The organism is Pseudomonas sp. BN411, assembly GCF_029871235.1.
Lineage (GTDB): Bacteria > Pseudomonadota > Gammaproteobacteria > Pseudomonadales > Pseudomonadaceae > Metapseudomonas.
Map to the genome: position 1 here is coordinate 1 of NZ_SSOM01000040.1, position 13,020 is coordinate 13,020.

Genomic DNA, 13,020 nt, shown 5'->3' on the forward strand with positions numbered 1-13,020 from the left:
TACCCCCACCAGGGTGATGTGGTTGCCACCGATGGTGACCAGAGTGTCCGCCCCGACATCGGTGATCGATACGCGGGTTGCGAAGTTCGCCGCGGTGATGCCCGGCACTGTCAGTTGCATCAGGTCCTGGCCACCTGCCGGGTTGGCGTCGAAGTCCAGGATATTGTCGTTGCCAAAGCCTGCGGCAAACACGAAGGTGTCATTACCGAGACCGCCAGTCATGAAGTCGTTACCGGCCCCACCGATCAGCCGGTCATTACCGAGGCCTCCAGTCAGTGCGTCGTTGCTCGCACCGCCGCTGAGAGTATCGTTACCCGCACCACCACTCAGGCTGTCATTACCGGCGCCGCCGATGATCATGTTATTCAGGTCATTGCCAATCCCCGCGAACGCGCCCGCCCCAAGGTTGGTGAGGTTCTCGAGGTTCGCGCCCAGCACATAGCCCGATCGTGTGGCCTGAACCAGGTCGATACCTTCACCAGCGAGTTCGGTCACGACATCCGGGGTGTTGTCGATGAGATAGACGTCATTACCCGCACCGCCGACCAAGGAATCAGTGCCGGCGTCGCCACGTAAACTATCCGCACCGGAACCGCCAACCAAGGTGTCGTTGCCACCGCCACCGCTTAGGCTGTTATTACCTGCCCCCCCCGTGATCACGTTATCGAGCCCATTGCCAATCCCCGCGAATGCCCCTGCGCCCGTGTAGGTGAGGTTCTCGACGTTCACGCCCAGCGCATAGCCCGATCGTGTGGTCTGAACCAGGTCGGTACCCTCACCACCCAGTTCGATCACGGCGTCCAGGGTATTGTCGATGAGATAGACATCATTCCCCGCACCACCGGCCAGGGCATCGATGCCTGCGCCGCCGTTGAGTGAGTCATCCCCTGCGCCCCCGTTCAGGTTGTCATTCCCACTGCCGCCAATAAGCACATCGTTGCCGACACCACCAACCAGCGAGTCGCCGCTCGCACCACCAATCAGGGTATCGTTACCGTCACCACCGCTTAGGCTGTTACCAGCTGCGCCGCCGGTGATCACGTTATCCAGCCCATTGCCAATCCCCGCGAATGCCCCTGCGCCCGTGTAGGTGAGGTTCTCGACGTTCGCGCCCAACACATAGCCTGACCGCGTGCTCCGAACCAGGTCGACACCTTCGCCAACAAGTTCGGTCACGACATCCAGAGTGCCGTCGATGAGATAGATATCATTCCCCGTGCCGCCGATAAGCGTATCGACGCCAAGGCCACCATTGAGCGTGTCATCGCCATCACCGCCGATGAGCACGTCAGCTCCAGCCAGGCCATTCAGGGTGTCATTACCAGCAAGCCCCTGAATCTCATCGATTCCTGCCGTGCCGTTAAGCACGTCGTCCCCTGCCGTACCGACGATCAGTGTCCCCACCGCCGTCGTTGCCGCCGAGGCCACCGACTCCGCGGTGCCGCCGTCATCCGTAAAGCTCGCCACCACCCGCAGCAGTTGCCCCAGCTGCGCCGCCCCGACCGTGAAGCTCGTCCCCGTGGCGCTGGCAATATTGTCCCAGGTCGCCCCGCCATTGGTGGAGAACTGCCACTGGAAGCTGAACACCGAGGTAGCGGTGCCATCCGCGTCGGCGATGGTCCCGCGAGTCGCCGTCAACACCTGGCCCAGGCTCGGCGTGGTATCGCTGATCGCCGGCGTACCGGTCGGTGCATCGTTTGACGGAGTCCCCGAAACCAGCGCCGTGCCAGCCGAGTAGACGGTCTCAAGTACGCCATTGCGGTCTTTGTAGATAGCCTTCAGGCGCAGCGACTGGCCGGCCAGGTCGGCGGTGACGCGGAAGGTCGGACCTGCCGCCACATCCGCGTCTCCACCGGCATTCAGCGTCTCGATATCGACGAACACGCCGTCGCCATCATCTACCTGCCAGTAGTAGGCCACCGGCCCGGTGATGGTGCCACCGGCATTGTCGGCATCAGTCACCCCGGCAATGGAGGCCCGCAGCAAGGTGCCAACTTCCGGCGTCGCATCGCTGATGGTCGCCAGCCCGGTCGGGCCGCTGTTCAAGCCCGGAACCGCCACCAGGGCCTGGTCGGCGAACTGCAGGCGCTCGATGCCGGTCAGGCGATCGACACCATCACGCCCCTCGTTATCGGTGACGGTGATTACGTCATCCGAGAAGTCCAGGTTGGTGTTGTTGTTGTCGACCACGACGGTGTATTCCTCGAAGTTGCCGACGAACGTTGCCGTGTCGTAGTTGAAGCCAGTGCCAGCAGCAATCTCGCGAGCGATGACCATTTGCCCGGGGTTCACCAGGCCGGAAAGCGCAGCCGACGCCAGCGTCAGGTTCGCCGGAGTGCCCAGCAGGACGCCGGATTTGTTGGTAATCACGCCGGTCAGATGGTTGGCTCTGCCAATCTCGATGTCGTTATCGGCAACGTCGCGGATGCTGATATACGTGTTCAGCGAGCGGTCGCCATCGATCAGGTCATCGCCACCGCCACCGATGAGGATGTCGCTGCCGTTGCCGCCGAGGATGATGTTGCCGGCGCCGAACGCGTCGTCCGTAGTACCTGTGGCGCCGTCGACGCCAGCAGCGGCGGTGCCGACAAAGGCCCGCAAGCCGAGGATCAGATCGAGGTTGGTCAGCGCGCTGCCGGTGGCTCCACCGTGGGTGGCGATGGCTACAGCATCGGCATCGTCACCCCGCAGCATGTCGCTGAAGCGGGAACCCGACAGGCCTTCGGTGGACTCGAAGCGCGACAGTACCGAGGTGGCCCCGGGAGCGATGGGCGCTTCGTTGAAAGCCCGCAGACGCATGTCGATGTTGACGCCCGCCGGGTCGTCGCGGAACACCGCCCAGTCGAAGCCCGACATCCCGACATAGCGGTCACCTTCCCCGCCGTTGCCCATCATGATGTCGTCGCCGCCCTCGCCATCCATGCGGTCGATGATCCCGAATTCGCCGTAGAAGACGTCGTGGCCGATGATCGGGTCGTTGCCGAAGGCATCGAAGTTGTCGCCCGCAGCGCCATCCGCCATGCCTTGCTGGATCCAGTCGTCACCCTCGTTACCGAAGGTGAATTCGTTCGCGCGGCCGGCCAGCAGGAAGTCGTTACCCACGCCGCCGAAGATCTCGGACTCGTCCTCGATGGTGATGACGAAGTCGTTGCCGAATCCGCCGATCATCAGGTTGATGCCATTGCCGCCATGGAGGACGTCGTTGCCCTCGCCGCCCTGGATGTTATCGTCGCCGCCCCGGTCGGTAATGATGTCGTCGCCAGCACCACCGAACAGGAAGTCGTTGCCATCGCCACCTTCCAGGCGGTCGTTGCCAGCGTCGCCGTGCAGGGTGTCGTCACCGATGCTGGAAATCAGCCTGTCGTTGCCGGCCGTGCCGCCCAGCACTACATGGTCCTCGCCGCGATAGACCAGCAGGCCGTCCCCGCGGCCGACCAGCGGCAGCAAGGCGTTGGTCCCGGTCGGATCGTCGCGACCGGTGAGACCCAGACCAGTGTGCTGCGCAGCCTGGTTCACCTCGAGGGTGAAGGCCGGGGTCGAGAAGATGTCCCCCGGCAGGTGCAGCGCGTCGGTGTTGGCCATCACCAGCTTGGCGAACGAGTTGTTCTCCAGCTCGGTGAGGAAGTTCAGGCCGGAGGTGCGCTCCAGGTAGTAGAAGCGGTCGCCGTCCTGGAGTTTCTCCATCTGGTTCTCGAACACGAAGTTGAAGGTCGAGCCCAGCAGGCCGCCGAAGGGCATCTGCCGCTCGGCCAGACCACCGATCCACAGGTCAATGTCATTCACCCCGGTCGTGGCTGCCGGCCCATTGAGGAAGGCCAGGCGATCTGCGTTGAATGCGGCGATATCTTCCGGGACAGTCAATGTCGGATCACCGAACACCAGGTTGGTCGCCGCCAGCCGCTTGTCCGCCATAGTGGTGGCACCAGTGATGCTGGTGTGGGTGCCATAGGCGGCGATGAAATTCACCACCGACTCCTGGTGCTTCAGGTTCGCGGCAAGATCCAGCCAGCTGGTGTAGGGCTTGAGCTGGGTATCGCCGGTGGCGTTGTAGAACTCCTGACGTGCCATGTTCAGGGTGGGTACGCCGGTGTCACGCCCGCGGGCGATGTTGATGCTCGGCAGGTCCAACGGCAAGCCCAGCAGGTTGTTGCGCAGAGCCTCGGTGACGAACTCGTCAATCTCGTTGCCCTGCTGCCGGGTCATGCCGCGGACTATGGCGCCTGCCGCCTGGTCGGCGGACACCTGGACCGCGCCTCCCGCGCCATTGCTCAACGTATTGAACGCAAGCGGGTTGAGGAAGGCGGAGATCAGGCCCATGGAGCTGTCATTGGCGAAGGTCGGATCGAAGCGGTCCACGGTCTCGGTCAGCATCGAGTGGCCGAAGCGGTAAACGACGTGGGCGAACTCGGCGACTATGGCCGGGTTGATGTTCGTGTCGTAGACCTGGGTCGGCGCGAAGAACACATCCACCTGCGGCTGCACCTTGCGCGCGAACTCCTCGAACACCAGGTGCTGGTACTGCATTTCAGTGGTGAAGCGCGCGGCCTGGAACAGCCGCTCACCATCCCAAACACCGGGTGACAGCTGCCACTCGGCGATGAAGCTCGCGTCATTGCTGGCCAGCACCACTGCCTTGATGTGTTCGACCATGCGGTTGTGCTCTGCGTGGAACACGTGGTGCACCGCAGTCAGGCCGATGTTCTCGTTGCCACGGCCATCGCCGGTGATGAAGTGCTCATTGAGCAGTTCGTCGTCGTAGAAGCCCACTGGGGGCGGCGAGTTCGGCGCGTTGACGACACCGTCCGTGTCCGCCTGCAGCGCCTGGCTCGGCGTGGCCGGGTCGTTGTCATGGTCGCCGAACGGATTGGCCGAATGCGCGATGTCATCGAGGAAGGCATGCCCGGTGCGACCGGCCAGCGACGCGTCGATGGGCGCGGCGGGCGTACCGGATTCCAGGCCGCCGAGCGTGACGATCTGCGCGAACCCGGTGTCCGGATCGGGGATGAACTTGCCGTAGGCATCTGTAGCGATCAGCGGCAGGTCGAGCAGATCCTGGTCGTCCAGTTCGATGCCCAGCATGGCCCTGGCTTGCGCCTTGACGTCAGCCCAGGTGGGCAGGCCACCCGGTGTACCGTCGGGGTTAGTGCCGTCAAGCATGCGCCCGGTGGCGACCGGCCGACTGTTGGCATCCAGCACATATTCGCGCAGGAAGACCTGGTGCGAAGGGTGCGAGGTGTAGGTCTGGTTCTGGTCGACGAAGGGCGTGGTCTGGTTCACATGGACATGAATGTCATCCGAAGTGCCCAGGTCACCGTCCACGCCGGCCTGCACCGCCGTGGTGGAAGCGCGGGTCATGACCATGAAAGCGTTCTGCGGCAACACCTCATCGCCGTTACCGGCGATGCCATCGCGGCCATGGGTGCGCAGCGGATCGTCAGCCTGCAGCGGAATGAACACCAAGCCGTTGCCACCTTTGTCCACCAGGTCCAGGCCATGGTCGAAGAACTGGCCGAACAGGGTGAACCAGGAGTTGAACCCCGCCGACAGCCCCTCGTCCGGAGCAGTGTTGGGGATCACCAGCGGCTGCCCACGCAGGATTTCGATACCTTCGCTGTTGAGCAGCCTCGGCGTGCCGTCCAGGTTGAGCAACGCATTGCCCGCCGCATCGACCACCCGGGTGCCGAGCCCGGCATCGAGGAATGCTTTCACGGCCGCTGGGTTGGTGATGGTCTGGTCGACGATCAGGTTGGAGATGACGCGTGGGTCGCTATCCACCACATTGCCACCGGTGTCACCGGTGGCAGCGTCGCCAGGCCCTGAAGTGGCATAGCTGCCGTTGTTTACCCCGGCAAAAGGCGCCTCGTCCTGCTCGGTGCGGAAGAACTGGTCCAGCAGGGTCGGGAACGGCTGGTCGGCCGCACCGAAGTGTTCCTGCTCCGGAACCAGGTTGTTGAAGCTGCCATCCACCGTCCGCAGGCCGAAAGCACCACGGGTGTTCGGCAGGATGTCCAGCAGGCTTTCGCCGCCGGCATGGCGTTCGGCAATCTTGATCTGGTCGAGGATGAACTGCAGGTCCCCACGGATCAGGTGCACACCGCCATTGATGGGCTCGGTCGGGCTTTCGGCCGGAATTGCCGCTGGCGTGGTCGGCACCACTATACCGGCCACATCGGCGGTTGCCGCGGAGAATGCGGTTTCCAGAACACCGTCGTCATCCTGATAGATCGCCTTCACACGGATCGCCAGGCCGTTTTGCTCGGCGGTGACGCGGAAGGTGCCGCGGGCGGCTGTCGACGGTACGTCGCCACCTTCGGTGACGATGTCCTGGAAAATGCCCGAGTTAACAGCGGTCTCGACCTGCCAGATGAAGGTGATCGGCCGACCGTTGAGGGTGCCGCCATCGTTGTCGGCGTCGGTGACCCCGGCCACGGAGGCTCTCAGCAATTGACCGATTGACGGCGTGTTGTCCACCTGGCCGCTGGTGGCGTCGAGGATGCTCAACTGGCCGGTGGGCAGGCTATTGGCACCACCGAGGACCAGCGTCTGATCGGCGAACTGCAACCGCTCGATGTTCAGCAGGGTGTCCGAGCCCTCGGTGCCGACGTTGTCGGTGACCGTGGTCACGCCGCCCACCGTGGAGACGGTGTAGTTGCCGCGGTCGCCGCCGAATACCGCGGTATCGATGCTGTCATCGGTATCGAGGATCTCGCGGACGATGCTCAGCTGGCTCGGATTGATCTCGCCCGAAAGCATGCGCGGGATCAACTCCTGAATGGAGAGCACGGTCGTCACGTTAGCGTTGCCGGTGACCTGTACCCGTACGTTGAGCCAGCGGTCGCCATCGATAAGGTCGTTGCCGCCACGGCCTTCGATGATGTCGCTGCCCGCACCGCCCAGCAGGATATTGCCGGCGCTGAAGGACACCACATTGGGCCCGAAGGCATCGTCGAACAGATCCTGCAGCCCGTTGATCAGGGCGATGTTGGTCAGGGTACTGCCGAGCTCGCCATCCGTGGGGATGGTGGTGGCATCGGAGTGATCGCCCTTGAGGATGTCACTGAAGGAGGAACCCGACAGCCCTTCAACTTCCGCGAAGCGGTCGAGCAGGCCGGCGTTGGAGGCCGGGACCGGTGGTTCCACCAGGTCGTTGACCAGCAGGTCGACGTTGACGCCGCGCGGATCGCCACGGTACGTGGCCCAGTCCCAACCGGACATGCCGTCGAAGTGGTCGGAGCCTTCGGAGCCGACCATGATGTCGTCGCCGCCCTCGCCTATCACCTCGTCGAAGCCGCCACCACCGACGAAGACGTCGTTACCGGGCACCTCGTCGCGAGAGAACGGCGAGAAGTTGTCGCCGGGCGCACCGTCCTGGGTGCCGATTTCGATCCAGTCGTCGCCTTCGTTGCCCGCAGTCTGCAGGTTGCCCTTGGCGCCATAGATAAAGTCGTTACCGGTACCGCCGAAGGTTTCCGAAACGTCTTCACCGGTGATGATGAAGTCGCTGCCGCCTCCACCGAGGATCAGGTTGAAGCCGTTGCCGGCCTGGATGACGTCGTTGCCCTCACCACCCTTGATATTATCGTCGCCGCCGAGGTCGGTGATGATGTCGTCGCCCGCGCCACCATCGAGGTTATCGACGCCGTCGCCGCCTTCCAGACGATCGTTGCCCGCATCGCCCCAGAGGGTGTCGTCACCGATGCTGGAGATCAGGATGTCGTTTCCGGCGGTGCCGCCGAGCACCACGTGGTCTGCGCCCGTGTAGCGCAGGTAGTTGGTATCAAGCCCGGGGGTTTCCGGGTTGTCGCGGATCACCAGGGCCAGCAGCGGGTTGTCGCCGACTGGATCCTCTTGGAAATCGTCGGCGCTCTCGTCCTGCGGCGTTGTCGGATCATCACCGAGAATGCCATCCGCACCAGGATTGATTGGCAAGCCGGCGTTGAACTGCCGGGTCTGGTCGACCTCGAGAATGAAGGCCGGAGTAGAAAAGATATCCGCCGGCAGCCGAGTGATATCGGTGTTTTCCATCACCATCTTGGCGAAGGAGTTGTTCTCCATTTCGGTGAGGAAGTTCAGGCCCGCCAGGCGGCCCAGGTAGTAGAAGCGGTCGCCGTTCTGCAGCGCCTCCAGCTGGGTCTCGAAGACGAAGTTGAAGGTGGAGCCGAGCAGACCGCCAAAGGGCATCTGCTTCTCGGCCAGGCCGCCGATCCAGAAGTCGATGTCATCAACCCCAGTAGTGGCCGCCGGCCCATTGAGGAAGGCCAGCCGATCGTCATCGCTAACTGTGAAAATTCGCTGTTGCGCAGTACCAGCATTGATCACCGCGCTACCACCCAACACCAGGGCGGTGGCCACCGCGCGCTTGTCGGCGGCGGTATCCACGTCTTCGGCCTGCAGCCCGGCGTGAGTGCCATAGGCGGCGATGAAGTTGATCAGGGACGTCTCATGCTTGAGGTTGCCCATGAAGTCGACCCAGCTGGTGTAGGCCGCCAACTGGCTGTCGCCGGTCATCGCATGGAATTCGCGGCGCGCGGCGTTCAGTGACGGAATGCCGGTGTCGCGGCCACGGGCGATGTTGATGGTGGCCAGGTCCAGCGGCAGGCCCAGCAGGTTGTTGCGCAGGGCTTCGGTCACGAACTCATCGATCTCGTTGCCTTGCTGGCGGGTGGTGCCGCGGATGATCGCCCCAGCCGCTGCTTCCGGCGTCCCGCCGCTGGCAGCGAACGCCAGCGGATTGAGGAAGGCCTGGATAAGGCCGATCTCGCTGTTGGCAAAATTCGGATCGAGACGGTCGATGGTCTCGGTCAGCATGGAGTGGCCGAAGCGATACACGGTGTGGGCGAACTCGGCGACGATGGCCGGGTTGATGGTGCTGTCGAAACCATTGGGCGCCAGGAACGCGTCGACGGCGGGCTGCACCTTGCGGGCGAACTCTTCGAATACCAGGTGCTGGTACTGCATCTCGGTACCGAACTTGGCGGCCTGGAAGAGGCGCTCGCCGTTCCAGTTCAACCCGTCCGGGGTCGCCGGCACGGCACCCACCGGAGTCAGCAACCACTGGTTGAGGAAGGTCAGGTCGCCGGAGGCCAGGATCACTTCCTTGGTGTGCTCGACCAGGCGGTTGTGCTCGGCGTGGAACACATGGTGAACGGCGGTCAGGCCGATGTTCTCGTTGGCACGGCCATCGCCGGCCATGTAGTGGGCGTCCAGCAGCTCGTCGTCATAGGAACCAAGCGCGGGAGGCGGGCCTCCTGCGACTTCGTCTGCGTCGGCGATGAGCAACTGGTTCGGGGTAGCCGGATTACCGTCATGGTCGCCAAATGGGTTGGCGGCGTGGGCGATGTCATCGAGGAAGGCATGGCCGGTACGGATCGCACCCACCAGGCTGATGGGCGCCGCCGGGTTGCCCTCGACCAGCACGTTGCCGGGGAAGACCACCTGCGGGAAACCGTTGTCCCCCCTGATGAAATTGCCGTAGGCATCGGTGGCCAGCAGCGGAACGCTGCCGACGTCGGCGTCGGTCAGGTCGATGCCGAGGATGTCGCGGGCCTGGGCCTTGACCACCGCCCAGGTCGCCATGCCGCCTATTTCGGCGTCGTCTGCAGTACCGAACCTACCGTCGGCGCCCAGGTCACGGTTGGTAATCAGCCGGCCGGTAGAGACCGGGTCACCATTGGCGTTCAGCTCGTAGGCACGCAGGAACACCTGATGGGACGGGTGCGAGCTGTAGGTCTGGTTCTGGTCGACGAAGGGCGAGGTGGTGTTCTGGTTCAGGCCAGGGCCGCCGAACTGGGTGGCGCGGGTCAGGATCAGGAAGTTGGTCTGGCTCCCGGGGACGAACAGCGGGTCGTCGTCCTGCAGCGGAATGAAGACAACTTCGTTGCCCCCCTTGGTCACCAGGTCCAGGCCATGGTCGAAGAACTGGCCGAAGAAGGTGAACCAGGTGTTGAAGGGAGCGGAGAGGCCTTCGTCCGGGGTGGTATTGGGCAGGAACAGCGGCTGGCCGGCGGGTATGGGAACACCGGCGAGGTCGAGCAACGTACCGGCCGGGAATGCCACGCCGGTGACCGGATCAGTCTGGGTGCCGTCGGCCAGGACGCCGAAACCGGCATCGACGAAGGTCTGGACCGCCGCCGGGTTGCTGATGGTCTGATCGACAACCAGGTTACTGATGATCCGCGGCTGCGAATCGATTACGGTGCCGCTACTCAGGTAGCTGGTGCCGTCTTCTGCCGGACGGAACACCGGCGTGAGCATGCGCGGGAAGAGCTCATCCGCTGCACCGAACGCATCCTGTCCACCAACGAGGTGGTTGAAGGATCCATCCACCGTCCTCAGTCCCCAGGGTACCTGCGCGTTTGGAATCAAAGCGGACAGATCCTCGCCAGCCGCATGGGCTTCAGCGATGAGAATCTGCTGAAGAATGAACTCGAGGTCAGACTTGATGAAGTTGGCCATGTTGTTTACCTCAATCCGACAGCAATTAGTCAGGCCGAATCGCGCCCGCGCGGGTGCGATTCCACGTTTCGTCGAAGGAAAGCGATCAAGCCGGGCAAATCGCAGTCGCGGCCGAACCCGCCAAGCCTTGGAAGTGGCTCAGTTCCGACTGGATGGATTTGTCCCTCTCAGCGCCGTCGTTGAAGACGGCGCGCCAGCTCAGGCGTGAGGTGGTCCGTGGAAACGGACGCGGGGGGCGGCACAGGTCGATGGGCCATTCGGCCCATTGCGCGAGACTGAATCGATGCTCATTACGGTGTTCTCCCTAGCACTCTTGTGGCCGGTGCCGCAGCTGCGTCCCTCAACGCCACTGCGTGCCAAAAAACAGTCATGCTCGTACACACCCTGACTAAAGCCCTGCCCCCAGGCACTGTCAATAAAACGTCGAAATGTATTGCTAAATGTAAAAACGTCTCAACTAGCTGATTTTAAACGAATAACCAATAAATCCTCATTAACGCCCGGTCATCAACATGCGGTAGCACTCTTCTTGTGGTCCTGGCACGGACTTACCAGGTTCTCTGAAAGTGGCGATATAGAGCGGTCAAAGCCGAATTTCCCACTTATCAGCGGAATACAACCGTTGACTCAAATGGGAAATCCGGGCAATTCGGAGGCATCTTTCTTGCTTGGAAAATGCGGCGCCGGGGATGCTGGTGCCAGAAAGCCGACGATAGCTGCCTGACAGGCCAGAGCGCACGGAATAGAGCGGCTACAGTGGTTTTCCAGGCACAAGAAAAAGGGGGAAGCACTGCGTGCTTCCCCCTTCTTTATTACTGTAACTCGGTTGCTAGCCGCCTCCTCAGCTGACGATGAAGTCCGCCTGGGTCACGGTAGTGGCATCCGCTACCCCCACCAGGGTGATGTGGTTGCCACCGATGGTGACCAGAGTGTCCGCCCCGACATCGGTGATCGATACGCGGGTTGCGAAGTTCGCCGCGGTGATGCCCGGCACTGTCAGTTGCATCAGGTCCTGGCCACCTGCCGGGTTGGCGTCGAAGTCCAGGATATTGTCGTTGCCAAAGCCTGCGGCAAACACGAAGGTGTCATTACCGAGACCGCCAGTCATGAAGTCGTTACCGGCCCCACCGATCAGCCGGTCATTACCGAGGCCTCCAGTCAGTGCGTCGTTGCTCGCACCGCCGCTGAGAGTATCGTTACCCGCACCACCACTCAGGCTGTCATTACCGGCGCCGCCGATGATCATGTTATTCAGGTCATTGCCAATCCCCGCGAACGCGCCCGCCCCAAGGTTGGTGAGGTTCTCGAGGTTCGCGCCCAGCACATAGCCCGATCGTGTGGCCTGAACCAGGTCGATACCTTCACCAGCGAGTTCGGTCACGACATCCGGGGTGTTGTCGATGAGATAGACGTCATTACCCGCACCGCCGACCAAGGAATCAGTGCCGGCGTCGCCACGTAAACTATCCGCACCGGAACCGCCAACCAAGGTGTCGTTGCCACCGCCACCGCTTAGGCTGTTATTACCTGCCCCCCCCGTGATCACGTTATCGAGCCCATTGCCAATCCCCGCGAATGCCCCTGCGCCCGTGTAGGTGAGGTTCTCGACGTTCACGCCCAGCGCATAGCCCGATCGTGTGGTCTGAACCAGGTCGGTACCCTCACCACCCAGTTCGATCACGGCGTCCAGGGTATTGTCGATGAGATAGACATCATTCCCCGCACCACCGGCCAGGGCATCGATGCCTGCGCCGCCGTTGAGTGAGTCATCCCCTGCGCCCCCGTTCAGGTTGTCATTCCCACTGCCGCCAATAAGCACATCGTTGCCGACACCACCAACCAGCGAGTCGCCGCTCGCACCACCAATCAGGGTATCGTTACCGTCACCACCGCTTAGGCTGTTACCAGCTGCGCCGCCGGTGATCACGTTATCCAGCCCATTGCCAATCCCCGCGAATGCCCCTGCGCCCGTGTAGGTGAGGTTCTCGACGTTCGCGCCCAACACATAGCCTGACCGCGTGCTCCGAACCAGGTCGACACCTTCGCCAACAAGTTCGGTCACGACATCCAGAGTGCCGTCGATGAGATAGATATCATTCCCCGTGCCGCCGATAAGCGTATCGACGCCAAGGCCACCATTGAGCGTGTCATCGCCATCACCGCCGATGAGCACGTCAGCTCCAGCCAGGCCATTCAGGGTGTCATTACCAGCAAGCCCCTGAATCTCATCGATTCCTGCCGTGCCGTTAAGCACGTCGTCCCCTGCCGTACCGACGATCAGTGTCCCCACCGCCGTCGTTGCCGCCGAGGCCACCGACTCCGCGGTGCCGCCGTCATCCGTAAAGCTCGCCACCACCCGCAGCAGTTGCCCCAGCTGCGCCGCCCCGACCGTGAAGCTCGTCCCCGTGGCGCTGGCAATATTGTCCCAGGTCGCCCCGCCATTGGTGGAGAACTGCCACTGGAAGCTGAACACCGAGGTAGCGGTGCCATCCGCGTCGGCGATGGTCCCGCGAGTCGCCGTCAACACCTGGCCCAGGCTCGGCGTGGTATCGCTGATCGCCGGCG

The 13,020-nt window shown here is 62.9% G+C and carries 2 protein-coding genes; both read right to left on the bottom strand.

Annotation, left to right across the window (positions count from 1 at the left end; translation table 11 throughout):
• Positions 1-10,455, bottom strand: a 10,455-nt coding sequence (locus E8F06_RS05170; protein ID WP_280364855.1) for a peroxidase family protein, incomplete at its 3' end; no start/stop codon positions are given.
• 841 nt (positions 10,456-11,296) lie between these two features.
• Positions 11,297-13,020 (bottom strand): calcium-binding protein (locus tag E8F06_RS05175; RefSeq protein ID WP_280364858.1); only part of this gene is annotated, 1,724 nt, incomplete at its 5' end.